The 25,773-nt window shown below is 58.3% G+C and carries 27 protein-coding genes and 2 pseudogenes; 21 read left to right on the plus strand and 8 right to left on the minus strand.

From position 1 onward, the window contains the following. A partial coding sequence (locus J3353_RS13095) for a type II CAAX prenyl endopeptidase Rce1 family protein (protein WP_370569209.1) occupies positions 1 to 230 on the plus strand: 230 nt, incomplete at its 5' end. A gap of 81 nt (positions 231 to 311) precedes the next feature. Here the strand turns inward: J3353_RS13095 and J3353_RS13100 are convergent. After that, positions 312 to 509, minus strand: a pseudogene (locus tag J3353_RS13100) (transcriptional regulator); the annotation flags it as partial. Here J3353_RS13100 and J3353_RS13105 point away from each other — a divergent pair. Next, positions 495 to 857, plus strand: a complete 363-nt coding sequence (locus J3353_RS13105; RefSeq protein WP_370569210.1) for a YbaK/EbsC family protein — start codon at positions 495 to 497, stop codon at positions 855 to 857. The pseudogene J3353_RS13100 and the gene J3353_RS13105 overlap by 15 nt on opposite strands. Before the next feature lie 74 nt (positions 858 to 931). Here J3353_RS13105 and J3353_RS13110 read toward each other — a convergent pair whose 3' ends face one another. Further along, positions 932 to 1,768, minus strand: coding sequence for a hypothetical protein (locus tag J3353_RS13110; protein WP_207685018.1), 837 nt, complete (start codon positions 1,766 to 1,768; stop codon positions 932 to 934). Between the two features lie 290 nt (positions 1,769 to 2,058). Between J3353_RS13110 and J3353_RS13115 the strand changes: the two genes are divergently transcribed. The 4 genes and pseudogenes from J3353_RS13115 to J3353_RS13130 form a co-directional block, all read left to right on the plus strand. After that, positions 2,059 to 2,841: a ZIP family metal transporter gene (locus tag J3353_RS13115; protein WP_207685019.1), complete on the plus strand. Its 783-nt coding sequence runs from the start codon at positions 2,059 to 2,061 to the stop codon at positions 2,839 to 2,841. 214 nt (positions 2,842 to 3,055) lie between these two features. Beyond that, complete coding sequence (locus J3353_RS13120; protein ID WP_207685020.1) at positions 3,056 to 3,667, plus strand: class I SAM-dependent methyltransferase; 612 nt, start codon at positions 3,056 to 3,058, stop codon at positions 3,665 to 3,667. 88 nt (positions 3,668 to 3,755) lie between these two features. Continuing rightward, positions 3,756 to 4,598 carry a class I SAM-dependent methyltransferase gene (locus J3353_RS13125; RefSeq protein WP_207685021.1) on the plus strand — a complete coding sequence of 281 codons (843 nt, stop codon included), beginning with the start codon at positions 3,756 to 3,758 and terminating at the stop codon, positions 4,596 to 4,598. Positions 4,599 to 4,618: 20 nt separating this feature from the next. Continuing rightward, a pseudogene (locus J3353_RS13130) lies at positions 4,619 to 4,795 on the plus strand (L-2-amino-thiazoline-4-carboxylic acid hydrolase); the annotation flags it as partial. Positions 4,796 to 4,809: 14 nt separating this feature from the next. On the opposite strand, the gene J3353_RS13135 reads toward J3353_RS13130, so the two are convergent. The 3 genes from J3353_RS13135 to J3353_RS13145 all read right to left on the minus strand — a co-directional run bounded on the left by J3353_RS13135 (position 4,810) and on the right by J3353_RS13145 (position 8,609). Further along, positions 4,810 to 5,943, minus strand: coding sequence for an SLC13 family permease (locus tag J3353_RS13135; protein WP_207685022.1), 1,134 nt, complete (start codon positions 5,941 to 5,943; stop codon positions 4,810 to 4,812). A gap of 65 nt (positions 5,944 to 6,008) precedes the next feature. After that, a complete protein-coding gene (locus J3353_RS13140) occupies positions 6,009 to 6,941 on the minus strand; it encodes an AEC family transporter (RefSeq protein ID WP_207685023.1) in 933 nt (310 codons plus the stop codon). 276 nt (positions 6,942 to 7,217) lie between these two features. Further along, positions 7,218 to 8,609, minus strand: a complete 1,392-nt coding sequence (locus J3353_RS13145; RefSeq protein ID WP_207685024.1) for a sodium-dependent transporter — start codon at positions 8,607 to 8,609, stop codon at positions 7,218 to 7,220. Positions 8,610 to 8,725: 116 nt separating this feature from the next. On the opposite strand from J3353_RS13145, the gene J3353_RS13150 reads away from it, so the two are divergent. Then, positions 8,726 to 9,622, plus strand: a complete 897-nt coding sequence (locus J3353_RS13150; RefSeq protein ID WP_156066188.1) for a LysR family transcriptional regulator — start codon at positions 8,726 to 8,728, stop codon at positions 9,620 to 9,622. A 129-nt stretch (positions 9,623 to 9,751) separates the two neighbouring features. Continuing rightward, positions 9,752 to 9,940, plus strand: a complete 189-nt coding sequence (locus J3353_RS16510) for a sigma factor-like helix-turn-helix DNA-binding protein (protein ID WP_279237274.1) — start codon at positions 9,752 to 9,754, stop codon at positions 9,938 to 9,940. A gap of 32 nt (positions 9,941 to 9,972) precedes the next feature. On the opposite strand, the gene J3353_RS13160 is transcribed toward J3353_RS16510, so the two are convergent. Beyond that, on the minus strand, positions 9,973 to 10,638 hold the full coding sequence (locus J3353_RS13160; protein WP_156066187.1) for a Crp/Fnr family transcriptional regulator: 666 nt from the start codon (positions 10,636 to 10,638) through the stop codon (positions 9,973 to 9,975). 99 nt (positions 10,639 to 10,737) lie between these two features. Here J3353_RS13160 and J3353_RS13165 point away from each other — a divergent pair, with 99 nt between their 5' ends. Then, the gene (locus J3353_RS13165; RefSeq protein WP_156061399.1) at positions 10,738 to 11,457 is read left to right on the plus strand and encodes an ATP-binding protein; all 720 of its coding nucleotides are present in this window, start codon (positions 10,738 to 10,740) and stop codon (positions 11,455 to 11,457) included. Positions 11,458 to 11,497: 40 nt separating this feature from the next. On the opposite strand, the gene J3353_RS13170 is transcribed toward J3353_RS13165, so the two are convergent. Beyond that, positions 11,498 to 12,454 (minus strand): pyruvate kinase, encoded by a 957-nt coding sequence (locus J3353_RS13170; RefSeq protein ID WP_156066185.1) that lies wholly within the window; start codon positions 12,452 to 12,454, stop codon positions 11,498 to 11,500. Between the two features lie 328 nt (positions 12,455 to 12,782). Between J3353_RS13170 and J3353_RS13175 the strand changes: the two genes are divergently transcribed. The 9 genes from J3353_RS13175 to J3353_RS13215 all read left to right on the plus strand — a co-directional run bounded on the left by J3353_RS13175 (position 12,783) and on the right by J3353_RS13215 (position 21,036). Further along, positions 12,783 to 13,247 (plus strand): Hsp20/alpha crystallin family protein, encoded by a 465-nt coding sequence (locus J3353_RS13175; protein WP_156066183.1) that lies wholly within the window; start codon positions 12,783 to 12,785, stop codon positions 13,245 to 13,247. Between the two features lie 436 nt (positions 13,248 to 13,683). After that, on the plus strand, positions 13,684 to 14,496 hold the full coding sequence (locus J3353_RS13180) for a D-alanyl-D-alanine carboxypeptidase family protein (protein WP_207685025.1): 813 nt from the start codon (positions 13,684 to 13,686) through the stop codon (positions 14,494 to 14,496). Positions 14,497 to 14,515: 19 nt separating this feature from the next. Beyond that, positions 14,516 to 15,799 carry a pitrilysin family protein gene (locus J3353_RS13185; protein ID WP_005933958.1) on the plus strand — a complete coding sequence of 428 codons (1,284 nt, stop codon included), beginning with the start codon at positions 14,516 to 14,518 and terminating at the stop codon, positions 15,797 to 15,799. After that, the gene (yfmH, locus tag J3353_RS13190; protein ID WP_005933954.1) at positions 15,792 to 17,111 is read left to right on the plus strand and encodes an EF-P 5-aminopentanol modification-associated protein YfmH; all 1,320 of its coding nucleotides are present in this window, start codon (positions 15,792 to 15,794) and stop codon (positions 17,109 to 17,111) included. The genes J3353_RS13185 and yfmH overlap by 8 nt, the downstream gene beginning before the upstream one ends. After that, a complete protein-coding gene (gene lgt, locus J3353_RS13195) occupies positions 17,108 to 18,166 on the plus strand; it encodes a prolipoprotein diacylglyceryl transferase (protein WP_207685026.1) in 1,059 nt (352 codons plus the stop codon). The genes yfmH and lgt overlap by 4 nt, the downstream gene beginning before the upstream one ends. Positions 18,167 to 18,297: 131 nt before the next feature. Further along, positions 18,298 to 18,609 carry a 50S ribosomal protein L21 gene (rplU, locus tag J3353_RS13200; RefSeq protein ID WP_035394408.1) on the plus strand — a complete coding sequence of 104 codons (312 nt, stop codon included), beginning with the start codon at positions 18,298 to 18,300 and terminating at the stop codon, positions 18,607 to 18,609. 14 nt (positions 18,610 to 18,623) lie between these two features. Continuing rightward, on the plus strand, positions 18,624 to 18,875 hold the full coding sequence (gene rpmA / locus J3353_RS13205; protein ID WP_005923362.1) for a 50S ribosomal protein L27: 252 nt from the start codon (positions 18,624 to 18,626) through the stop codon (positions 18,873 to 18,875). A gap of 295 nt (positions 18,876 to 19,170) precedes the next feature. Further along, positions 19,171 to 20,454, plus strand: a complete 1,284-nt coding sequence (gene obgE / locus J3353_RS13210) for a GTPase ObgE (protein WP_207685027.1) — start codon at positions 19,171 to 19,173, stop codon at positions 20,452 to 20,454. 180 nt (positions 20,455 to 20,634) lie between these two features. Then, entirely contained in the window at positions 20,635 to 21,036 is a 402-nt protein-coding gene (locus tag J3353_RS13215; RefSeq protein WP_207685028.1) for a Mini-ribonuclease 3, read from the plus strand. A gap of 70 nt (positions 21,037 to 21,106) precedes the next feature. Here J3353_RS13215 and J3353_RS13220 read toward each other — a convergent pair whose 3' ends face one another. Further along, complete coding sequence (locus tag J3353_RS13220) at positions 21,107 to 21,262, minus strand: hypothetical protein (protein WP_005933941.1); 156 nt, start codon at positions 21,260 to 21,262, stop codon at positions 21,107 to 21,109. 89 nt (positions 21,263 to 21,351) lie between these two features. On the opposite strand from J3353_RS13220, the gene J3353_RS13225 reads away from it, so the two are divergent. The 3 genes from J3353_RS13225 to J3353_RS13235 all read left to right on the plus strand — a co-directional run bounded on the left by J3353_RS13225 (position 21,352) and on the right by J3353_RS13235 (position 25,694). Next, complete coding sequence (locus J3353_RS13225; protein ID WP_207685029.1) at positions 21,352 to 22,896, plus strand: RsmB/NOP family class I SAM-dependent RNA methyltransferase; 1,545 nt, start codon at positions 21,352 to 21,354, stop codon at positions 22,894 to 22,896. Positions 22,897 to 23,073: 177 nt separating this feature from the next. Beyond that, positions 23,074 to 23,811 carry a YebC/PmpR family DNA-binding transcriptional regulator gene (locus J3353_RS13230; RefSeq protein ID WP_005933929.1) on the plus strand — a complete coding sequence of 246 codons (738 nt, stop codon included), beginning with the start codon at positions 23,074 to 23,076 and terminating at the stop codon, positions 23,809 to 23,811. A gap of 158 nt (positions 23,812 to 23,969) precedes the next feature. Further along, a complete protein-coding gene (locus tag J3353_RS13235) occupies positions 23,970 to 25,694 on the plus strand; it encodes a PASTA domain-containing protein (RefSeq protein WP_207685030.1) in 1,725 nt (574 codons plus the stop codon). Positions 25,695 to 25,773 lie beyond the last annotated feature (79 nt).

Genomic DNA, 25,773 nt, shown 5'->3' on the forward strand with positions numbered 1-25,773 from the left:
TGTTTATTTTTCCTTTTCTATATGGAATATTTGCCAATGAAATGTTTTACACTACAAAGAGTATTTGGATGCCCACAGGATTTCATTGGTTATGGAATTATACAATAACAAGTTTGTTTCTTGTTACAGGAACACAAAGTTTCATATATGTACATATCATAGTAGCAATGATTATAATGATACCGTTGTTTTACATTGTTATTGGGAAAACACGCCTAAGTGGCGATTGATAGCTTACAGTTTATCGCTTTATACAATATCAACTGAATAACCACAGCACGAACCGCTGCTACATGGAAGCCAACAAACCATGCAACAGCGGTCTGGGGTGTACTCTCACTGTCCTTTTTATGGGCTTCTCGAATATCCCGGATAATGAGGCTGAGGTCATCCAGAACCATGTGGCTGAAATATTCATCATCACTGATATGGGCGGCTTGCAACACTTTCAAATGGGGGTCGTCTTCGCCGGGGCGATACCGTTCAATGATTTCATGCCTGCCAGCATCGCCAAAACGCTGTCGGTTCTGCAGGGCGAAAAGCCGGTGCTCATCGTCACCGAGGGCACGGCAAAGCTGGACAACCACAAGTACAAGAGCCTGTTCCACATCAAGGCCAAAATGATCCCCTACGATGAGGTGGAGGCCTATGTGGGTCATGCACCCGACGGTGTGTGCCCCTTTGGAGTGAACGAGGGCGTGGCGGTCTATCTGGATGAGAGCCTGCGCAAGTTTGATACCGTCTACCCGGCAGCGGGCAATGGTCACACCGCCGTCAAGTTGACCTTGCAGGAGCTGGAAGCAGCCGCCGGAGCCGAGGGCTGGGTGGATGTCTGCAAAGAACCGGAAGGCGAATAAAAAGGGTCCATCCCGCAGTTGGATGGACCCTTTTGTGTTATATTTTACAATAAATCAGGCAGTTTTCCGTGTATTCACAGCGCCACATTGACCGGCAGGACATACACGCCGTCGGCGGCGTAGAAGGTGATCTGAGTAATCGTCTTGCCGATGATGGATGCAAAGTAAGGATCATCGGCATTGAAGCCCAGCTTGGTACCATGCCAGATGTTGGTCACATGATGCAGGCCGTACTCACTGCCATCGGCGGTGGTCAGAACTACGCCGTAGACCTTGTTGGCCTTGTAGTCCAGATCAAAACCGGAGATCTTCATTTCGTAGGTGGTGTGGTGACCGTTGGTATTCAGCTCCACAGTGGCGCCCTCTACGGTGGTCTCGGTGGCGTTGACCTTGCCAAACTCCCACTTGCCGCTCAGCAGGTTATACCATGCGGTGATGTAGTAGGCAGGGGTCTCACTGAGCTTGTAGTAAGCGTAGCTCTCGTTCTCAAACAGGGCATCTGCGCCGGTGTAGGTGGTGGTGGATTCCTTGCCCTTCAGGGTAACGGTAATGTCGTAGCTGTCGGCATCGGTGACCTGCTTTGCGTTCTCCAGCGCCCACGGGGTCAGTACCTTGACCGGGAAGGAAACACCGGTGATGTCGGTGCCGTCGGCGTTGACATGGTAGGAACCGGCGGCAAGCTTGCCTGAACGGGTCTTGTTCTTGGTGGCGCTGGTCACAGCGTCGATCTCAGATGCGTTGTCCACACCGGCAGCCTTGTAGAAGTCGGCGTAGGGGATGTTCATCTGGACATAGCTGGAGGTCAGGCAGTTTTCCTGTTCCACCTCTTCCGCAGCGAAGGCCGGGACTGCCACAGCGCATACCAGCATAGCGGCCGCAAGTGCACCTGCAAATACTTTTTTCAATCTCATGGTAACACACCTCTATCTCAGTTTTGAAAAAACAGTTAGCTTTACCTAACAATTGATGCAAAAAAATGCAGAGGCAAAGCGCCTCAGATGGTTAGGCAAAACAAATTCATGAAGTAAAAATAGCACTCCCACCGGGCGTTGTCAAGTAGAAACCGGCAAGTTTGCAGAGGTGAATTTTTCGATGCAGGAAACGATCTGCATCCTCTATACCGCAAAGCCCTTGACCTTTTTGCCGGAGCGCAGTATACTGCTTGTGCAGTTAGTTATATTTAACCGTAAGGAGGTACTACATGATACAAGATGCATTCTGGGGGATATTGATCCCCTTTCTGGGCACAAGTCTTGGGGCGGGCTGTGTGTTCTTTTTGAAAAACTCTCTGCGTGACGGCATCCAGCGCGCCCTCACCGGCTTTGCCGCCGGAGTGATGGTGGCGGCATCGGTATGGAGCTTGCTGATCCCGGCCATGGAGCAGGCCGCGGATCTGGGCGGACTGGCGTTTTTCCCGGCAGTGGTGGGTTTCTGGCTGGGTATCTTGTTTTTGCTGCTGCTGGACCATCTCATCCCGCATCTGCACCAGAACAGTTTGCAGGCCGAAGGGCCAAAAAGCCAGCTCCAGCGCACCACCATGATGGTTCTGGCGGTGACGCTGCACAACATCCCGGAGGGTATGGCAGTGGGCGTGGTCTACGCCGGGTATCTTGCCGGAACTGCTCAGATCACCGCCGCCGGGGCGCTGGCACTTTCCCTTGGCATAGCCATCCAGAACTTCCCGGAGGGGGCCATCATCTCCATGCCCCTGCGGGCGGAAGGAATGAAAAAAGGCCGGGCGTTCTGGGGCGGCGTGCTGTCCGGCCTCGTAGAGCCCATCGGGGCAGTGCTGACGATTCTGGCGGCAGGCATCGTGGTGCCCGCGTTGCCCTATCTGCTCAGCTTTGCCGCCGGAGCCATGCTGTATGTGGTGGTGGAGGAACTGATCCCGGAAATGTCGCAGGGACAACACTCCAACGTTGGCACGGTATTTTTCGCGGTGGGCTTCAGCGTGATGATGGTGCTGGATGTGGCACTGGGGTGACGGCTGGGGGTCTTGAAAACGAAATCTCTTTTGGAATCTCCGAAAATGCATAAACTTCTTGACAGAGGAGACGGCAGGGCGTATTATTTTAGCAGAAGGGCCGCTGAGATGCGGCTTTTTATAGAATAAAAAAGTTAGCTTTACCTAACTACAGCGCAAGGAACTGCGTGAAAAGCATTGCATTGTGAACTGTAAATAGAAAGAGAGTGGTGTTATGTCCTTTTTTGAAAACACCCGCAAGCCCGTAGGTCTTGGCGGGAAGATCATGGTTTCCATGATGAACTTTGGCCACAGCGCAATGGCAGCGTGGGGGCTGCGTTTTTTGCAGCCTGCCCCGGATGCTATGGTGCTGGACTGCGGCTGCGGCGGTGGAGCGAACATGAAAACGCTGTTAAAACTGTGCCCCAACGGCAAGGTGCAGGGCATCGACTACTCAGCCGTCAGCGTGGAAAAAGCGCGAAAAGTCAATGCCAGAGCCATTGCGGCAGGACGGTGTACCGTGCAACAGGCAAGTGTGGCAGAGCTGCCGTTTGAAGCGGAGCAGTTTGATGTGGTGACCGCTTTTGAAACAGTCTACTTCTGGCCGGAGCTTGCACAGAATTTCAGAGAGGTTTATCGAGTGCTGAAGCCAGGCGGGGTCTTTTTCATCTGTAACGAAGCGAACGGCGAAACAACAAAAGACGACAGATGGACACAAATTATCAATGGGATGACCATCTATACGGATACTGCACTGAAAGAGTATCTGGAACAAGCAGGATTCTGTCAGATCCAAAGTCACAAAAATAAAAAGGGCTGGCTGTGCGTTACGGCGCAAAAGCGGTGAAGTAGTGCAACCGTAACACTTGGAACAGTGAAGAGCATGGCATGGTTTGCCTGCCGGAAAGCAGAATGAGGAGAACAGGAAGGAACCTATGAAATACAAAATCGAGAAAAACACCGTGCAGGAGACGCTGATTCTCCCACTGTATTCCCGGAAGCTGTGCACAGAGCTGTATCCAAACCTTTATCGGGACGAAACAGCGGTGCGCCTGATCGATGAAATCGACTACGACTTTTCAGAGGCAGAGAAAAATTCTCGCAGCCTGATGCAGCGTTTCGGTGCGCTGGAGGTGGCCATGCGGCAGAATGACCTTGCCTATGAGGTGCGGGCGTACCTGAAAAACCACCCCTGTGCGGCAGTGGTCAATCTGGGCTGCGGGCTGGATAACACCGGCAGAGCCTGCGACAACGGCAGATGCAAGATCTACAATCTGGATTTCCCGGATGTGATCGCCTTGCGGCAGCAGCTGCTGCCCGCCGGGGAGCGGGAGCAAAACATCCCCTGTGACCTGAAAGACCCCGCATGGTTTGACAAGATCGATGCCTCCGGCGGGGCGGTGTTCTTTGCCTCCGGGGTGTTCTATTACTTCCTGACCCAGCAGGTCCGGGATCTGGTGCAGGGGATGGCGGAGGCTTTCCCCGGCGGAGTGCTGGTCTTTGATGCTGCCAACCGTACGGCGGTGAAGATGATCGCCAAAACGTGGCTCAGGACGGCGAAAATCAAGGATGTGGGAGCATATTTCGCGGTTTCGGATGCGAAAAGTGAGCTTTCCCCATGGGACAGCCGTTTGCAAGTGTCCAGCCGGGGCTATATGCTGGGGTACAACGATTTGAAAGATCCTTCTGTCAGCGGCTTTTTCCGGTTTCTTGCAAGGGTCGGGGACAACGGGATGCAAATGCAGATCGTGAAGATCGGATTTGGAGACAGACAATGAAATACGCAGGGATGCCCTTTGGGATGTGTGTGCTGATGAAGGAGCTGGGTCTGTACGACCTGGCCCCCGCCCTGTGCCGTCTGGACTACACCATGAGCGAAGCAGGCGGTGTGACGAACTTTGTGCGGCAGTACACCCTTGCCTCCGGCGGACCCTACTGCGACTGCGGGTACAAAAAGGGTATAGAAAATCCATAAGTCATCTGCCACGCTCAGCGGAGCAAAAACCACACACCCAGCAGGATCGCAAGGAAAATCAGGTTGGACAGGGTGAACAGCCCGAAATACTGCTTCTTCCCCTGTGGCAGCTCCCGTGCAATCTGCCGGTAGGAGATAAGGCTGGCCATGGATGCGATCAAAGTGCCAAGACCTCCCAGATTGGTGCCGATGATGAGGGCTTGTGTCTCTGCCGTGAACCCGGACAGCAGCAGGGCGGCGGGAACATTACTGGTGACCTGCGAAGCAAGGACCGCCACCAGCACTTCCCGACCGGTCAGAAACTCCTGCAGCCAGCCAGAAAAGGCCGGAATGCGCCCCAGATTGCCAATGAAGATGAAAAAAGCCACAAAGGTCAAAAGCAGGGAATAGTCCACTGCCCGTAAGGTGTGCGGGTCTGCAAAAAGAACGCAGACGAGTACAGCGGCAAAGGCGATGCCATAGGGCAGCACCCGGATCACGGACAGCAGGCAAACGGCAAACAGAACCAGATACAGCAGGATGATCTTCTGATCCCCCTGAGACGCAGAGGAAGAAACAAGCTCATCCACGGAGAGGGCGGCAGAGGCTTTCCGGCAGACCAGCGCTGCCCAAGCCAGCAGCAGGAGCAGAGAGACTAGGGTGTAGGGCAGCATAAGAAGAACGAAGCCCCCGATGCTCATGCCGCTTTTTCCGTAAAGATAGAGGTTCTGCGGGTTGCCGATGGGGGTCAGCATACTGCCAAGGTTTGCTGCAATGGTCTGCATACAGACCACCGGGACCAGAAGGGAACGGCGGACATCCGCTCCCAGACGGCTCAGGACCACGAACGTAAAGGGAACGAAGGTCAGCAGGGAAACATCGTTGGTGATGAACATGCTTCCAAAAAAGCACAGCCCGACCAGTACCAGTGTCAGCTGAAAGGTGCTGTGGGTGCGGGACAGCAATGCCCGGCCCAGTCCATCAAAAAAGCCCTGCCGCCGCAGTCCGGCCATGACCGTCATCAGGGAAAACAGGATCGCCAGCGTGCGCAGGTCGATGTAGCCGAGATACTGCACATCCGGCGGAACAAAGAAGGCGGAGACGACGGCCAGCACAGCGGCTGCGGTGAGGACCGTTTCCTGCTGAATGAATTGTTTGAGTAGTTTCATAGAGACACATCCTTGTAGTTGTAAAGGCTGCCCTGCTACGGTGCCGGACGGCCTTTTTTCGTATTTCAGAGCAACAGTTCAAACAACCCGATCATCAGCGGCATGGTCAGGATGGAAAGCAGCGTGCTCAGGACATAGATCGCGCTGGAATGAGAAGCATCCCGGTCATAGAGCTGTGCCATGGAGGTGACCGTTGCACAGGCGGGGGTAATGGCAGAAAGGTAAACCGTCATCAGGATGGGCTTGCCGTCCGGGATCCAAAGGGATGCGTGAACTACCCAAAGCAGCAGAACGATGACCAGCGGAACACCCAGCAGACGCAGAAATACCGGTAGATAGTTGCGCGGGGTGCAGAAAACCTTTTTCAGGGGCACTTCCGCAATGGCCATGCCTGCCAGCAGCATTCCCATGGGGCCGATCATATTGCCGACACTGCTCAGTGTGCTGGTGATCGGGGCAGGCAGCGAGATGTGCAGCAGGTACAGCAGAGCACCGGCTGCAATGGCGATCAGATTGACATTGGTAAGGAGCTTGCGCCATTCCAGCCGGCCAGACCCCTGCAAGCAGGCACTGGCATGGGTCCAGAGCAGCACCAGCTGTACAATGACAAAGGCGCAGGAGTAGACAACATATTCCTCCCCCAGCAGGGCCTGTACAATAGGAATGACCAGCGCGGCGGCATTGCTGTAAATGATATTGACCTGCTCCACGGCGTCCAGCTTGAGAGCTTTGCGGAACAGCGCATTCAGAAGCAGAAATACAACGTGCATTCCAACGGCGATGCCCATGGAATAAAGCAGCCCGGTGCGGATCTCCGGTGTATCCTTGATCTGAAAGGCGTTCAGAACGACACAGGGCATGACCAGATAGACAAAGACCACAGACAGCACCTTACTGTCCAATGCCTTCAACAAGCCGGTTTTTACAACGGCATATCCCATCAGCAGAATCAGAAATAGCTGCGCGATCTGCTGCATCAATAAAAGGCTGATTTGCATTTGGATCTCCTCTTTTGCAATTCGTTTTTGCAGCACCATCCTACTCCATTGGCGGGGCATCGTCAAGAGAAAACAGAAAAAATGCGATCTGAATAAGAAAAAACGGATGGCTCCGCAGAACCATCCGATAAAACTGGTATCATCAGTCTTTCCGATACTTATACGCACCCTCAATGGCGTGGATCAGATCCACGATCAGGCTGTTATAGGGCACTGACACATTGTTTACAGATTCTGCTCGTCCGGTTTCCCAAAAGCCAACGGGGGCTTTTCGGCTTAAGCAAGGATCCCGGTGGACTGCAAAAACAGCACCAGCATCATCACCGGAGCAACGTATCGGATCATCACCCGGTAGAGTTTCTTGCGGCGGAAGGTCTCGCCGTTGCGCTGCATCTCGTCAATGACATAATCCGGTGTCATGACCCAGCCAATCAGGATGGTGGACAGCAGGGCAATGAAAGGCATCATAACACTGTTGCTGACATAGTCCATGATATCCAACAGCTGACCCACCGATCCGTTGGGGAGCTGTACTTCAAAATAGAAGATGCTGTAACCCAGCGCAATGATGGCGGAAGCGGCCAGATAGATGACCGCCAGCACAAGCACCGTCTTTTTGCGGCCCGAGTGGAAGATCTCCATGCAGTTGGCGGTGATGGATTCCAGCACCGAGATGCAGGAGGTCAGGGTGGCAAAAATGGCAGTGACAAAGAACAGGATGCCCACGAACACGCCCGCCTTGCCCATGGCGTTGAATACCTTGGGCAGCGAGACGAACATCAGGCTGGGGCCTGCGCTCATGCCCTCGGTGCCAGAGAAAACATACACGGCGGGGATGATCATGGCACCGGCCAGCAGGGCTACGCCGGTATCGAAGATCTCAATCTGATTCACCGCTTTGTTCAGGTCTACTTCCGGTTTGACGTAGGAACCGTAGGTGATCATAATGCCCATGGACACGCTGAGGGAGAAGAACAGCTGGCTCATGGCATCCAGCAAAATCTGCAAAAAGCGGCTGACGGTCAGCCCTTCCATGTGCGGGGTCAGGTAGTAACGCAGACCCTCCAGACCGGTGCGCATCTGGCCGGAGGCGTCCTCGTGGCGCAGGGTGAGGGCGTAACCCGCAATCACCACCACCAGTACCAGCAGAATGGGCATCATGTAGCGGGACACCCGCTCAATGCCTCCCTCCACGCCGTTGTACACGATGAAAGCAGTCACGCCCATGAACAGCAGAGCGAACACCACAGGGGAGACCGGCGAGGTGATGAAGCTGGTAAAATAACCGTCCTCAGCAGCGGCAGCAGACTGTCCGGTCAGGTAGACTGCCGCATATTTCGTGACCCACCCGCCGATGACGGCATAGTAGGTCATAATCAGAACTGGCACCAGAAAGGTCAGGATGCCGAGGAATTTCCACTTGGGGCGCATGCTCTCGTAGGCGCGGATGGCACTCTGCTTGGTGCGGCGGCCAATGGCGATATCCGAGGTGAGCAGCGTGAAACCGAAGGTCAGCACCAGCACCAGATACACCAGCAAAAACAAACCGCCGCCATCTTTTGCGGCAAGGTACGGGAACCGCCACAGGTTGCCGACACCCACCGCACTTCCGGCGGCAGCAAGGACAAATCCGATTTGTCCGGAGAAACTGCTTGCTTTCTTTTCCATGATTCTGAAACTCCTATCCGTATTTCCTATTGTAATATAGGATAACATGGAGTATCATATCAGTAAACCGAATAAAATTACTATGACCTATAAATTTTACTTATGGAGCGCTTGAGATGCGGGAACAGAAAGACCGATACGAGATATTCTTGAAAGTGTGCGAAACGGGCAGTTTTTCCAAAGCAGCGGAGGCACTGAACTATACCCAATCCGGCATCAGCCAGATGATGGCGGGGTTGGAAGAAGAACTGGGCGTGAAGCTGTTCGCCCGCATCAACCGAGGCGTGACCCTGACCGACAACGGGACACGTCTTTTGCCCTACGTCCGGGAACTGGCCAACCAGAAGAACCGGCTGCGGCAGGCGGCGTTCAATATCAACCACAAGGTGGAGGGCAAGCTGCGGGTGGGCAGCTTTTCCAGCATCACAACGCTCTGGATGCCGGAAGTGGTGCACTATTTCAAGGAGAACTACCCGAAGGTGAGTATAGAGATCCTGGACGGCAACTATGATGAGATCCGGGAATGGATCATCCATGGGCAGGTGGATTGCGGTTTCCTCTCATCCATTGTGGCAGACGACCTGAAATTCTACCCGCTCTGGGACGACCCGTTGTGTGCCGTGTTCCCGGAGGGGCATCCACTGGCTGCACGACCCAGCGTAACGCTGTCGCAGCTGTTTCAGTATCCGCTCATCATTGAAACGCCCGGCTGTGATAATGACATCCAGCACCTGATGCTCAAATGCCCGGTGAAGCCGAATATTTCTTACAGCTTCCGGGACGATACCCTCATCATGGCGTTCGTGCGCAGCGGGCTGGGCGTGACCATCTCACAGGAGCTGGTGATGCAGGCATTTGGCTGCCCCGGTGTGGTGTCCCGCCCGCTGGAGCCTGCCTGCTGCCGGACATTGGGGCTGGCGTTTTCCAAAACTGCCAGCTCGGTGGTGAGCCGGACGCTGCTGGAATATCTGAGATCCACTCGGCAGCGAAAGGATACACCGCAGATAAAATAAGAACAAATAGAGGAGAACGGTATAAAAGCCGCTCTCCGTTTTGCTGAATGGAGACGTGCAGTTGGAGCAGGATGGTGGTTCCTTGTTTTTCTGATAAGAGCACAGGATTCATGCTATCATAGCAGTCATATTGAAAGACATCCCGCCCGGGAGCGCAAGCTGATCCTGCTGCGGTACGGGCTGGCGGGTCAGCCGCCCCTGACCCAGCTGGAAACGGCACAGCTGCTCCAGATCAGCAGAAGTTATGTCTCAAGGCTCGAGACCCACGCATTGGAACAGCTGCGCAAAGGCTGGCTTCAAGAATCACCGGGAGAATAAAGGGTGCCGCCTGCGGGCGGCGCATGGAGCGGTCAACGGGTCAACAGCTCAAAATGGTTCCGCTTGGTGACCAGCAGCCCTTCCCTTTGCAGCTTGGAAAGCTCCACCGACATGGCGGCACGCTCCACGCAGAGAAAATCCGCCAGCTGTTGACGGTCAAAGGGAATGTCAAAGGAAAGGGAGGACTGCCGGATGGATTCGGCAGACAGGTAGGACAGCAGCTTTTCCCGGGTGGTTCGCTTGCTGACATGGGTGATCTTATCGTTAAAAAGCAGTATTTTGTTTGCCAGAACGCTGACCAGATTGCGGATGAGTTTCTGGTGATGGTCGCAGGCGGTGGGGCAGGAGGTGAGCAGCCGCTTGACGTTCAACAGCAGAATTTCGCAATCCTCCTCTGCTACCACGCTGATGTTCAGGATGGCACCGGGGGTGGCGGCGTAAGGCTCCCCGAAAAAGTCTCCGGTATTGCACTTGGACAGGATATTGCGGTGTCCCCAAAGATCCTCCTGTATCACAAGGGTGGAGCCGGACAACATAAGCCCCATGACCTCCGTGGAATCTCCGGCACGGAAAATGTAGGAGCCCCGGGGCCGGGTGATCTTCGCTGCACTGACACAGTGCAGGATGGACAGGATCTCATCGTCGGTAAGCCCGGTAAAAAAGGGGCAGTTCCGCAGAACAGGCAGATATTTTTGCATAAAAGCCCTCCTTGTTGGAATTCAAACATACAAGTTGTCTTTAGTATACTATAATAAAGATGCAAATGCAAAAAACACCCACAACAGGAGAGTATCGATATGATTCGGAAGATCATCCATATTGACGAAGAAAAATGCAACGGCTGCGGTTTGTGCGCAACCGCCTGCCACGAGGGAGCCATTGATATTATCAACGGCAAAGCAAAGCTGGTGCGGGAGAATTTCTGCGATGGCTTTGGCGACTGCCTGCCGGGCTGTCCCACCGGAGCCATTACCTTTGAAGAGCGGGAAGCCCCTGCCTACGACGAGGCGGCGGTGCAGGAAAACAAAAAGAAGAAGGAATTGCAGGAGAAGATGAAGCACCTCCACGAGGGCGGCTGCCCCGGCTCCCGGATGCGGATGCTGGAACAGCCGGAGGCCGCCGAAAGCGCAGCTTCTGCCCCCGTGCAGCCGGTCTCCCGCCTCCGCAACTGGCCGGTGCAGATCAAGCTGGCACCCATCCATGCGCCCTACTTTGAGGGCGCAAAGCTACTGATTGCAGCGGACTGCACGGCATACGCCTACGCCAATTTCCATCAGGAGTTTATGCGCGGCAAAGTGACTCTCATCGGCTGCCCGAAGCTGGACGCTGTGGATTACAGCGAAAAGCTCACCGAGATCCTGCGCAGCAACGACATCCAGAGCGTGACCATCCTCCGCATGGAGGTGCCCTGCTGCGGCGGCTTGGAGATGGCAGCGAAAAAGGCACTTCAAGCCAGCGGAAAGTTCATTCCGTGGCAGGTGGTCACCATTTCCATTGACGGAAAAATTCTGGACTAAATGCGGCAACACAGATCGACCGAGTGTCTTTGACTTTGGGTTATTCCAAGGCGGTGCGGGCAGTGCGCACAAGATACTCCATGGCCTCCACCGGGTACTGCCCGGCGGCGGTCTCCCCGGTGAGCATCACGCTGGAAGCGCCGTCTGCCACGGCGTTATAGATGTCGCTGACCTCGGCGCGGGTGGGGACCGCCCGGCTGCACATACTGTCCAGCATCTGGGTCACCACCATAAAGGGCACCCCGGCAGACCGGCAGACTGCCGAAAGCTGTTTCTGGCACCGGGGCAGCTCCCACAGGGGCATGGCGTTGCCAAGGTCCCCGCGGGCAATGACCACTTCATCCACAAGGGGCAGGAACTCCGGCAGGGCCTGTACCCCCGCAAGGCTCTCGATCTTGGCAAAAATGCGGATCTGCCCGGCCCCGGCCTGTTCCAGCGCCCGGCGCAGGGTGCGGATGTCCTCAGCCCCCCGCACGAAGGGCAGCATCACCCCGGTAACGCCGCAGGCTCCCGCCAGCTGCAGGTTTTGCAGGTCCTCCTCCGTCAACGTGGGGGAGGCCACCGTCAGCCCCGGTGCCGCAAGGCTTTTGCGGCTTTGCAGGGTGCCGCCCCGTATCACAGTACACTGCAGGGCAGCGCCATCGGCTTCGGCCACCTGCACAAGGAGCCTGCCGTCGTCCAGCAGGAGGTTCTGGCCCGGCCGGGCTGCATGCACCAGCGCCGCCGGGCAGGGGACACCTCCTTGCCCCAGCCGGAGGCTCTGGCCCGGTTCCAGCACAAGGGGCTGGGGCAGCGTGCCAATGCGCAGCTCCGGCCCCTGCAGGTCGATGAGCAGCTGGGGGATGCCCACGGCGTGGATGATATCCAGCCAGTCTTTGTGGGCCGAAAGGGGCCCGTGGGAAAGGTTCATGCGGATGCCCGTCATGCCAGCTTCCACCATGCGCTGCAAGGTCTCCAGCTGGGCACAGGCGGGGCCGATGGTACCATAAAATTCCAAAAAAATCACCCGGTTTCGTTTTTTCTTATTGTAACACGGAACGGGACCGTTGAAAAGTGCCAAATCAGGCGGCAACGAAAAAAGGCGTGGCAGCCCGCCCCAAAGGGGAAAGCGGAGAGAGCCAGAACCAAGAAATTGTTGCAAAAGTGTTATTTTTTCATGAATATTAGCGCTCCACTATTGACACTGCTAACGCATGGTGCTATAACAGTGGCGTGCTCAGGAGGAAGGGCAAAAGGAGAGCCGCAAGGCTCCCCGGAAAGCCTTTCCGAGTGGACGCTTCAGATTTTTTGCCCCGACCCGAACGCCGGGATTGGAGGAATGATTTATGCTTATGCCGACTGTTTTCCATGAAAACCTGTTCGATGATTTCTTCGATCCGTTCTGGAATGACGCTGCACTGGAACGTATGATGAACCGTGAGGCTCGTGATACCTTTGGTAAGCGCGGTGCAAACATGATGAAGACCGATGTCAAACAGACGGACAACGGCTACGAAGTAGCGGTTGATCTGCCGGGCTGCAAGAAGGAAGACGTTCAGATGGATCTGAACGACGGCTACCTGACCATTCAGGCAGTGCGCAGCCACAGCAATGACGAAAAGGATCAGAAGGGTCGCTATGTGCGGCGCGAGACCTTCTCCGGCACCTGCGCACGCAGTTTCTACGTGGGCGATGTGAAGAAGGAAGACATCCACGCAAAGTTCGAGGATGGTGTCCTGCACATCGAGCTGCCTGCTCCTCAGCAGACGAAGGCTTTGCCTGAGAACCCGAACCTGATCGAGATCGAGTAAAACGCCGGTCGTGTGCGCCAAGTCACACACGCACATAAAGTGGCCCCGGAGAGCTGCAACAAGCCCTCCGGGGCCATTTTTGTTTCCTGGTATCTTTTCCGCTGAAAGATGCAAAATTTTCGCTGCCGGAGGCCGTGAATCTGCTGGCAGATCTGAAGATCAAGCTGTCCTGAACGAGCCCTCTGCCACGGTAGCCGGTCACCCTCTCCATTGGCGGGAAAATTCTGAATTGAGGAAAGCGCTTTAACGCGGGATTTTTATAAACCCCAAAGGGAGTTCTGTTCGGACGTTCGTCCGTAACGGAACTCCCTTTTTTGAAAGACACAATTTTTTAACATCCCTTTCCGTTTACACCTCGGCGAAAGAAGTGTATAATAAAATAATGTAATTGTGCGGCTGTGCATTGCGAAATGATGTGAGAAGGGAACCGATATCGATGAACCAAAACAAGCAAGCGCCCCGGCGGCGGATGACCCGGCGGGAGTGGAGGATCCGGCGCTGCCTGCGTCTGGCACGGAACTGGGCCGTGTTTCTGGCGGCCTGCGGCGCGGCTGTTGCCCTGATGACCAGCGGCATTTTATGGCTGCTGCCCAAGGCCCACGCCCTGATCGCGGGGCCGGAGGCCTTTGTGGCCAGAAATTACGATGGCACCGAATACCAGCTGAACCTTGCCGATGCCCGGCTGGTGCTGGTGAACGGGAATCTGCCGCTGGACGCAGAGCCTGCCCCGGCCCTTGCGGCGGCGGATGATGCCACGGGCCAGCAGCTGGAAGCGGAAGCCGCAGAGCAGTACCGCGCCATGGCGGCAGCTGCGGCGGCAGACGGCATCACGCTGGAACTGGTGACGGGCTATCAGGATGTTTCCGCACGGGAAGCGGCCTTTGATGCCCGGAAGCAGGTGTATCTGGAAAAGGGGCTCTCCGAAGAGGAGGCAGCGGCCTATGCCGCCAGCGTCTGCCCTCCGGCCAATGCCAGCGAGCAGGCCACCGGCTATGCGGCGGACATTCTCAGCCCGGACTGCACTGAAAAGACCACCTGCTTTGCCGATACTCGCGCCTACGAGTGGCTGACCGCCTACGCTGCGGAGTATGGTTTTGTCCTCCGCTGGCCGGAGGAGCGGCAGGCCGCCACCGGCATGGTATACGAGCCCTGGCACTGGCGCTATGTGGGGGTGGAAAATGCCCTCGCCATCCGCGCGTCCGGACTCTCGCTGGAGGAGTTCCTTGCGCTGGAGCGCACAAAGCTGTAACAAAAAAGGAGAACGACTGTTGAGACGAACCGAGATCGCGCCCGGGGTCCATCTTTCCTGGGACCCGGCGCAGAAATTCAACCGCTGCCGGATCAGCATCCACTTTGCGTTTCCGGCACGGCGGGAGACGGCAACCGCTCACGCTCTGCTGCCTCTGTTGATGGAGCGGGGCTATGCGGATTGCCCGGATATGACCCAGATGACCAAAAAGCTTGCCCGGCTGTACGGCGCGGACCTGACCGTGGATGCCCGCCCGCTGGGTGCAAACCACAACCTCTGCGTCAGTGTGACCGGCATCAAGGACCGCTTTGCACTGGAGGGCGAGGCCCTGACCCGGGAGTATGCCGCGCTGGCGCTGGGCACAGCGTTCCATCCCTATTTTGTGGGCGGTGTGTTTGACCCGGAGGCGGTCGCCATCGAAAAGCAGATGCTGAAAAAGGCGCTGGAGGATGAGATCAACGAAAAGCGCATCTACTGCCAGCGGCAGGCCAACCGGGAGTTCTTTGGGAGCAGCCCCGCCGGTATCCGGCAGGAGGGCTATCTGGACGAGGTGGACGGCCTGACCCCGGAGACGCTGACAGAGGCTTACCGTGAGATGCTCCGCACCGCCAGCATCGAGCTGCTGGTGCTGGGCTGCGGGGAAGCGGAGACCGAGCAGGTGAAGCAGGCCCTGCTGGAAGAGCTTTCCCACATCGGGCGGGCCCCGCTACCATTGTGCGAGAACCTTGCCATGCCCCGGCAGGATGCCGTGCGCAGGGTGGAATGCTTTGACACAGTGCAGGCCAAGCTCTGCATGCTGTTCACGCTGGGCGTGCCCATGCGCCCCGACCAGATGGCGGCGGTGCGGCTTGCCATGGCGCTGTATGGCGGCAGTGTGACCAGCCGCCTGTTCCTGAACGTGCGGGAACGGGATCATCTGTGCTATTACTGCTCGTCCAGCTTCCAGAGCTTTACCGGAAGCATGGCTGTGAACAGCGGCGTGGAGCACGCCGACGCGGCCCGGGCCGAAAAAGCGATCCTGAAGGAGCTGGATGACCTGCGCAGCGGCCCCATCACGGCTGAGGAGCTTGAGGACTGCCGCCGCTCCCTGCTGAGCGGGATGGCGGGCATTGAGGATACGCTGGGCGGCATTGAGACCTGGTATTACATGGAGGTGCTGCGGGGCGGCCCGGTGCAGACCCCGGACGATGCCCGCGCGGCCCTGCAGGCTGTGACCGAGGAGGATGTCCGCACCGTCCTGCGGCAGCTGACCCTTTCAGTCAGCTATCTTCTGACCCGAGAGGAGGAGAGCGCCCATGCCTGAACAGAACACGAATCGTGCCCTGACCGAGGCTGCCGCCGATGAGTGGAAGGTGCTGCCCTCGGGCCTGACGGTGCTGGTGCGGCCCATGCCGGGCTATTCCGGCACTCATGTCATCTATGCCACCCGCTTTGGCTCCATCGACCGGGATTTCCGGGTGGACGGCAGGGAAGTGCACCTGCCCGCCGGGGTGGCGCATTTTCTGGAACACAAGATGTTTGAGGATGAGGACGGCGATGCCTTTGCAAAGTTCGCCAAGACCGGTGCCAACGCCAATGCCTTTACCAGCTTTGACCGCACCTGTTACCTGTTTACCGCCACCGAGCAGCTGGACGAAAGCCTGGATGTGCTGCTGGGCATGGTGGGCCGTCCCTACTTTACTGAGCAGACCATCGCCAAGGAGCAGGGCATCATCGGGCAGGAGATCAAAATGTATGATGACAGCGCCGACTGGCGGCTCATCACCGGCCTGTGCGAGTGCCTGTATCACAGCCACCCCATCCGCAGCGACATTGCGGGCACGGTGGAAAGCATTGCAGAGATCACGCCGGAGATGCTGTACGACTGCTGCAAGGCGTTCTATGCCCCCAACAACATGGTGCTGGCCGCCGCAGGCAGCACCAGCATGGAACAGATCCTGGCGGCCTGTGCGCGCCACGGCCTGATGGAAGCACGCCCGGTGGAGCGGGTGCAGCGGCTCTGGACAGAGGAACCCATGACGCTGGCCGCTGCCGAAAAGACCATTACAATGCCGGTGTCCAAGCCCTGCTTCGGCATCGGCTTCAAGGAGCAGCCGCTGCAGCATGACGACCTGCGCAGCGAGATCCTGTATGACCTCATCCTCTGCTGCATCTCCGGCGGCATGTCGAGGCTCTACCGGAAGCTCTATGATGAGGGCCTGACCAACCCTGGCTTTGGCGGGGAGGTGCTCCGGGTGGACGGTTGCTGCTGCATCCTGTTCACCGGCGAGAGCGATGTGCCCGACACCGTGAAGCAGCTGCTGCTGGAGGAGATCCGGCGCATCCGTGCTGAGGGTGTGGACCGGGAGATCTTTACCCTGTGCAAGAATGAAAAATACGGCCAGCTGATCGAAAATCTGGAGAACGTGGAGGACTCGGCCAGCCAGATGGCAGATTTTGCCCTCAGCGGCCAGACCGTGGCCCAGCAGATCGCCACGCTGGCGGCGCTGACGGCAGAGGATGCCGACGCGGCGCTGCAGAAGATCCTGAGCGAGGAGCGGATGGCTGTGATGTACATCCAGCCCGACGGCACGGCCGGGGAAGAGCCGGACGATGAGGAGGAGATGGAAGAATGACGAATCTGGTGCAGTTTCCGGGGTTGGGGCTGAGCTTTGAGCTTGACCGCGTAGCCTTTTCCATCGGAGGCATGAACATTTACTGGTACGGTGTCTGCATTGCCGTGGGCATGTGCCTGGCGCTGGTGTTCGCCTTCCGGCACAGTGTGGAGTTTGGTGTGGATGCCGATGCCATGGTGGATGTCATCCTCATCGGTGTGGTCATGGGGATCCTGTGTGCCCGGCTCTACTATGTGGCCCTTTCGCCCTATCAGTACCACAGCCTGAAAGATGTACTGGCCATCCGGGATGGCGGTCTTGCCATTTACGGCGGCATCATCGGAGCCTTTCTGTTCGGCGGGCTGGCCTGTAAGTGGCGGAAAGTTCCCGTGCTGCCCATGTTCGATCTGGCGGCCATGGGCTTCCTCATCGGGCAGGGCTGCGGCCGCTGGGGCAACTTCTTCAATCAGGAGGCCTTTGGCTGCAACACCACTCTGCCTTGGGGCATGTACAGCCAGGCGACCCACGATTACCTGACGAGCAGCGTGGTCACGGTGCCCAAAGGCGTGACCATCGACCCGAACCTGCCGGTGCATCCCACCTTCTTATATGAGAGCATCTGGTGCTTTGTGGGCCTGTTTCTGCTGGTGCGCTACCTCAAAAAGCGCAGGTTCGCAGGAGATATCGCTCTGCGGTACCTCATCTGGTACGGCGCGGGCCGTTTCTGGATCGAAGCCCTCCGCACCGACAGCCTGCTGCTGGTGCCCAGCATCGGCCTGCGGGTGTCCCAGCTGGTGGCAGGCATTGCCGTTGTGGGCGGCGTGATCGCCGAGATCCTCCTGACAAAGAAGTTCAGGGACAAGCCCCTGATGGTAGAGCTGCCCCTGAACAGTGAGAACCGGGCACGGATGAAAAAGCTGGACGGCCCCACCACTTTTGCGGGGATGGACGCTGCTCTGCCGGCCTCTGCATCCCGCGCGGAGTTCGTTGAGAAAACGGCAGCGTGGAATGAAACCGTAAAGGAAGCGCTGGACCGGCGCGAACACCCGGAAAAGAACGAAAAAAATCCGGAGTAAAGTGCAAAAAGCCCTTGCAAAGCGGACTTTTTTCTGCTATAATATTCTAGCCGCATGGTGTGGGCACCGGAAACGGCCCCGTGAGGGCCTGCCTTTACGACCAGCGAGTACAACGAAAAGGAATGAAACAAATGTACGCAATCATTGTTACCGGCGGTAAGCAGTACCGCGTGGAGCAGGGCGACATCGTCTACATCGAAAAGCTGGACGTTGAGGCCGACTCCGAAGTGAAGTTTGATCAGGTTCTCGCTATTGGCGAGGAGGGTTCTGTCAAGGTTGGCGCTCCCGTTGTTGAGGGCGCTTCCGTTTCTGCCAAGGTCATCAAGAATGGCAAGGGCAAGAAGCTGAACATCATCACCTATCGCGCAAAGAAGCACAGTGCTCGCCGCATGGGCCATCGTCAGCCCTACACCAAGGTTGAGATCACTGCGATCAACGGCTAAGGAGGTAAATTACAATGGCACATAAAAAGGGCGTAGGCAGCACCAAGAACGGCCGCGATTCCGCAGCACAGCGTCTGGGCACCAAGCGTGCAGACGGTCAGTTCGTTCTGGCCGGCAACATCCTGGTTCGTCAGCGTGGCACCCACATCATGCCGGGTGAGAACGTTGGCAAGGGCAGCGATGACACCCTGTTTGCTCTGGTTGACGGCACTGTCCGTTTTGAGCGCGTGGGCAAGAGCGGCAAGAAGTGCAGCGTGAAGCAGTAACTTCTGCCTGAAAAACTGCAACCCGAAGAGCCGGACCCTCGTGGCCCGGCTCTTTTTAGGTAACGAAAAAGCCTTTTCCGTTTGGAAATCAAACCTCTCAGTCCGCGCTTTGGCGCGGCCAGCTACGAGTTGCGGCTCCCAGCATCTGCTTCGTGTCAAGGTTGACACTCGCATCTTGCTGGCCGCGGCCCCAACAACAACTCCCTTAATCCGCCACTGGCGGTGGTCGTTGCCGTTGCCCCTAGTAGGGGAGCTGAATATAGGTAAAAGGCTTTTGAAGAATAGGAGGGGCTGTATGGCAGCACAAACCAATTTTATCGATATCGCCACCATCTGGCTCCATGCGGGCAAGGGCGGCGATGGCGCAGTGAGCTTCCATCGTGAGAAGTTCGTGGCCGCTGGCGGCCCGGACGGCGGTGATGGCGGCCGCGGCGGTGATATCATCTTTGTGGTGGACGATCATCTTTCCACCCTGATGGACTTCCGCTACAAGCGCAAGTACACTGCCCCCGAGGGCGGCAAGGGCGGCGCAAGCCTCTGCCACGGCAAGAATGCCGAGAACCTCATCATCAAGGTGCCGCTGGGCACCGTGATCAAGGACGCGGAGAGCGGGCTGGTCATCGCGGACCTGTCCGACCACACCCCCGTCACCATCGCAAAGGGCGGCCGCGGCGGCTACGGCAACGCACATTTTGCAACGCCTACCCGCCAGATCCCCAAGTTTGCCAAGCCCGGTATGCCCGGCGAGGACATCCAGGTGACGCTGGAGCTGAAGCTGATCGCTGATGTGGGCCTGATCGGCTTCCCCAATGTGGGCAAGTCCACCCTCATCTCTACCATCAGCGCGGCCAAGCCCAAGATCGCGAACTATCACTTCACCACGCTGGTGCCCACCCTGGGTGTCGTGTCGGTGGGTGAGGGTGCCAGCTTTGTCTGTGCCGACATCCCCGGCCTGATCGAGGGTGCCAGCGAGGGCATTGGTCTGGGCCACGACTTCCTGCGCCATGTGGAGCGCTGCCGCCTGCTGCTGCATGTGGTGGATGTCTCCGGCAGCGAGTGCCGTGAGCCGGTGGAGGACTTTGAAAAGATCAACGAGGAGCTGGCAAAGTTCAGCCCCGAGCTGGCACAGCGCCCCCAGATCGTGGTGGGCAACAAGTGCGACCTGGCCACCGAGGAGCAGATCGAGAGCTTCCGCAGCTATGTGGAGGGCAAGGGCCTGACCTTTGTGCCCATCTCTGCCGCCACCATGCAGGGCGTGCGGGAGCTGCCGGGCCTGGTCTATAACCGCCTGAAGGATATCCCGCCGGTGCCTGTGTTCACCCCCGAGTACAAGAAGCCCGAGCCCAAGGCCAACGACCGTGCTTATACCATCCAGCGGATAGAGGCCCATGTGTGGAGCATCGACGCGCCCTGGCTGGAGTATATCCTGGCCGGCAGCAATGTGGATGACTACGAGAGCCTGCAGTATTTCCAGCGTCAGCTGGACGAGAGCGGCATCCTGACCGAACTGGTGGAAAAGGGCGTGCAGGAGAACGACACCATCCTCATTGGTGAATATCAGTTCGATTATATCTTCTAAAAAGGAGACGACCCTCTCAGTCTCGCTGCGCTCGCCAGCTCCCCCGAAGGGGGAGCCAACGCATCTGACAGGTTCGCAGCTTCTGTTTTGCTGAATCATGTCTGAAAGCTGCAAGTGCCTCTCCCCTTTGGGAGAGGTGGCATTGCGTAAGCAATGACGGAGAGGGCGAGGATTACAACAATGCAGGAAGAAACCATCGACCCCCGTGAGCTGAACCCGCTGGCGCTGGCCTTTGTGGGAGACAGCGTGCTGGAACTGCTGGTGCGCACCCGTCTGGCACGGCACCACCGGATGTCCGCAGGCAAGCTCAATGTGGAAAAGGTCAAGTATGTCTCGGCCCGGGCACAGTTCCGGGAGGAGCAGCTGCTGGAACCGCTCTTCACAGAGGAAGAGCTGGCTGTGTTCAAGCGGGGCCGCAACGCCAGCAAGGCCAGTGTGGCCAAGCACGCTTCCCCCGAGGAATACCGCGCTTCCACCGGCTTTGAGTGCCTGCTGGGCTGGCTTTACCTCACCGGGCAGATGACCCGTGTGGAAGAGCTGTTCGATGCCCTGTGGCAGCAGTTTGACCCGAACCAGAAATAAAACGCGAAAGCCCGCTGCTTTCCGCACTGGAAAACAGTGCAGGGAAGGCAGCGGGCTTTCTTATGCGGTGTTACTTCTTGTTCTTGGCACCCTCGTCGTCAGCACCCTTGGTATACTGGTTGGGGTGCTTGTGCTCGTTGGTGGTCTGATTGGTGGTGCGGTTCTGGCTCTGGTTCTTGCAGTTGTTCGTGCGGTTTTCGGTGCGATTCTCGCTGTGGTCCTTCATGGTTCGTTACTCCTTTCGTGAGGGGGCTTTCCCTCACAGCCTTAGTTTTGCCGCGAACGGCGGCTTTATTCATGGGAGGATAAGCTTTCATGCCTACGGAATATTTTGAGCGCCGGGAGCGCGCTCTGCTGGGCGACCGGTTCGATGCTCTCTATGCCGCCCCGCAGGAGACTGCTGCCCGGGGCGTGACGGTCTCGGCCCTGCGTGCTGCGCCGGAGCAGTTTGCCGCGCAGGCAGATTTTCCGGTGGAGCCCTCGCCCTTCTGCAAGGCGGGCTTTGTGGTGCAGGACCCCGCCTTCAAGCCCGGGCGGCACCCCTACCACCATGCGGGCGTGTTCTACTCGCAGGAGCCTTCCGCTTCCAGTGCCGCGCCCCTGCTGGGGGTCCGGCCCGGGATGCGGGTGCTGGATACCTGCGCGGCCCCCGGCGGCAAGAGCAGCCAGCTGGCGGCAGCGCTGGGCGGGCAGGGGCTGCTGGTAAGCAACGAGTTCGTTGCCGCTCGCGCCGAGGTGCTCCGGAGCAATCTGGAGCGGATGGGCGTGCCCAACGCTGTGGTGCTGAACGAGGACACTGGCCGCATTGCCGCCGCTCTGCCGGAGTTTTTTGACCGTGTTCTCGTGGATGCGCCCTGCTCCGGCGAGGGAATGTTCCGCAAGGAAGCCGTGGCTGTGACCCAGCACTGTGAAGCGCTGGTAAAGCAGTGCGCCGCACTGGGGGCACAGATCCTGGACAATGCGGCGGTCTGCCTGGCCCCCGGCGGCGAGATGATCTATTCCACCTGCACCTTTGCCCCGGAAGAGGACGAGGGACAGGTGGCGGCGTTTTTGCAGCGCCACCCGGAGTTCACGCTGGCCGATGTGTTCGGCAATGTGGATTACAGCTTTGGCAGCCCGGGTGAGGCAAACCGCACCGGCGGCCTGCCGTTGGATGTGAGCAAGGTGCGCCGGATCTGGCCCTGTCAGGGCGGCGAGGGGCATTTTATTGCCCGTCTGGTCAAGGCTGGCACGCCGCGGCCGCTGCCTGCCCCCGGAACCTATACGGCAGAGGAAGAGCTCTGGCTGGCTGCTGCCGCAGAGCAGAGCAAAAAGCAGAAGGGAAGCAAGGGCGGCAAGCCTGCCAAGGCCCCGGATGCCCGCAGCGCCCGCCGGGAGAACAGCCGTGCCCTGCGGGAGGCGGTGCAGGGCCGCAGCGCCCGCAGCCGGGATGCCGGGGCAGGGGAGGCCACCCCGGCCCAGAGCCTTGCTGCATGGCAGGAGTTTGCCCGGCAGTATTTCCCGGCGCTGGCGGACCGCCCTGCCGTGGTGCATGGCGGCAGCGTTCTGCTGCCCGTGCCCTTCCCGCAGACGGGACTGCATGTCCTGCGGGCGGGGGTGTTCGTGGGCAGCGTGCAGAAGGGCCGTTTCGTGCCGGAGCACCACCTGTTCACGGCATTCGGCGCGCTCTGCACCAACCGCGAAGCACTGACCCTTGCCGACCCGCGGGTAACGGAGTACCTTTCCGGCCGTGAGATCGCCGCGGACACTGCCGCCGATGGCTGGTGCTGCGTGACCGTGGATGGCTGCCCCATGGGCGGCGGCAAGGTGTCGGGCGGACGGGTCAAAAACCATTACCCCAAGGCCCTGCGGTTGCTGTAAACCGGCCTGAAAAGCCGGTTTTCCAACACGAACAAGCGAAAACACGCCCGGAGCCCTTGAATGGGATTCGTGATTGTGCTACAATAATAGAGTTAGATTTTGTGTGCTGCCACAAGCGGGCGACCACAGCCCGTCTGCCCGCAGGCGGAGATTTCGATAAAACTTTAGGAGGTTCCCATGTCTGGACATAGCAAATGGAACAACATTAAGCGCAAGAAGGAAAAGACCGATGGTGCAAGAGCAAAGGTCTTTACCAAGATCGGCCGCGAGATCAGCGTTGCCGTCCGTGACGGCGGCCCCAACCCGGCTTCCAACAGCAAGCTGGCAGACCTGATCGCCAAGGCAAAGCGCATGAGCGTGCCCAACGATAACATCCAGCGCATCATCAAGAAGGCTGAGGGCGGTGACAAGACCGAGTTCGAGGCCATCACCTACGAGGGCTACGGCCCCGGCGGCGTTGCTGTCATGGTCGAGACCCTGACCGACAACCGCAACCGTACCGCTGCCGACCTGCGCCACTACTTCGACAAGAACGGCGGCAACCTGGGCGCTATGGGCTGTGTGGCCTTCCTGTTCAGCCAGAAGGGTGTCATTGACATCTCTCTGGAGGATAAGGATGCCGACGAGGCCATGATGGATGCTCTGGATGCCGGTGCCGAGGACTTTGATGCAGGCGAAGAGGCTGCTGAGATCACCACCGATCCCGAGAACTACTCCGCTGTGGTCAAGGCCATGGAAGAGAAGGGCTACGAGATCCTGAGCGACGACCTGGCCATGGTCCCCATGACCACCACCCGCCTGACCGACCCCGATCAGCTCAAGGCAATGGGCAAGCTGCTGGATGCCCTGGAGGACAACGACGATGTCCAGAACGTCTGGCACAGCCTGGAGAACGAAGAGGACCTGCCGGAATAAGGTGTATCTGCGCCTGCTGACTCTGTAATAGAAAATCAAAGCGCTGCCCCCTGTGAAAAAACTCAGAGGGCAGCGCTTTTTTGCTTTGCGGATTGCGCGGCGGGGGCAAATATGGTAAAATGATTTGAAACAGACCACGAAGAAACGAGGTGGCGCACATGGAAGCAAAACGCATTTGCCCGTACTGCATGGGCGAGCTGGAGAACCGGGTGTCGGTGTGCCCGCATTGCGGCGGGGTACTGGCCGGGCGCAACCCGGCGGGCAGCCTGCCGGTGGGCACGCTGCTGGCCGGGCGGTATACCGTGGGCGAGATGCAGAGCATCGACGGCGAGGGCATCCTGTACCGGGGCGTGGAGAACGTCGGGCGGTTCCGGGTGACCATCAAGGAGTATATGCCCCTGACGCTGTCGGCGGAGCGGGGCACGGACGCGCTGCTCCGGCCCAAGCTGGGCAGCGAGGTGCTGTTCAAGACCACCCGGATGGACTTTGCCGATCTCTACCGCTCCATCCAGCGCATCACCCCCGCAAACGGTCTGGAGGCTGTGCTGGACGTGTTCGAGGAGAACAACACCGTCTACGCCGTGATGGAGAATCCCGGCGGCATCCCGCTGCAGCAGTGGCTGGATGAGCGTCCCAGCCCGGTTTCAGCTGAGACGGCCCGCAATATGCTGCAGCCTGTGTTTGACGGCGTGGCGGCCATGCATCAGGTGGGGCTGGTGCACCGGGGCATCTGCCCGGAAAACATCCGGGTGCTGGAAAACGGCCGGGCACGCCTGACGGGCTACGCCACCGTGGGGCTGCGCACGGCGGGCAGCGGCCTGCACGAGCAGCTGTACGAGGGCTACTCGGCACCGGAGCAGTATTCCACCACCGAATTTGAGGGCCGTTACACCGATGAATACAGCCTTGCCGCCGTGGTCTACCGGATGGTCTGCGGGCAGAGTCCTGTTCCTGCGGCACAGCGGCTGGTGTCGGACTCCAACCCCCGCGCCCGCACGCTGGAACGGGCGGTGCCGGAGTATGTTTCGGATGTGCTCTGGATGGGCCTGCAGCTCAGTCCTGCCGAGCGCATCCAGACCGTGCCCCAGCTGTTCCAGGCACTGAGCAGCCAGGAGTATACCACGGAGCTTACCCAGACCCTGCAGCAGGCCGCGCCGCGCCCTCAGTCCACCGAGGAAGAGGAACGGAAAAAGCATATCCTCAGCCTGCGCAACCTGCTGGCGGCCATCCTGATCCTGCTGGCCATCCTGACATTGCTCATCGTGTGGGGGCTGGTAAATCAGGGGCTGCACACCGCAAAGCCTGCGGAATCCACCCCGGCCTCCGAACCGGCCAGTTCACTGGTGACAGAGCCGGTGAATCTGGCCCCGGATTTTGTGGGGATGGACTACGATTCGCAGGTGCGCAACAACCACAGCTATGCCGGGGATTACCTGTTCTATGTGACCATGGAATACAGTGATACCGTGGAAAAGGGCAAGATCATCCGTCAGACCCCTGAAGCCGGAGAGGTCATCGAAGAGGGCAGCACCATCGATCTGGTGGTCAGCCGCGGCCCGCAGATGGTGGAGATGCCCAACGTGGCAGGCTTTACCCGGGACGGCGCGGAGCAGCAGCTGGCGCAAGTGGGGCTGAATGCGAGCTTCTATCCCATTTATAACGATGGCTCCTATGTTTCGGGCTGTGTGGCCTATTGCAGCGAGGAGCCCGGTGCCATGGTGGAGGTCGGCTCGACCATCATCGTCTATATGGCGGCAGAGGTCGAGGCCGAGGTGCCCGCCACCCCGCCCGAGACCACGACCCCTTCTGCCGGTACCACACCGTCTGCCGCGCAGACGGAGCCGCCGACCGGTGGGGCCGGTACCGAAAACGATACGGATTGAACGCAAAGCGGCCTGCCGGAGAGGGCAGGCCGCTTTTTTGATGAGAACGCTTGAAGAAAATGAATGATTCTGATAGAAT

The sequence above is a fragment of the Faecalibacterium sp. Marseille-Q4137 genome (assembly GCF_017377535.1).
Lineage (GTDB): Bacteria > Bacillota > Clostridia > Oscillospirales > Ruminococcaceae > Faecalibacterium > Faecalibacterium duncaniae.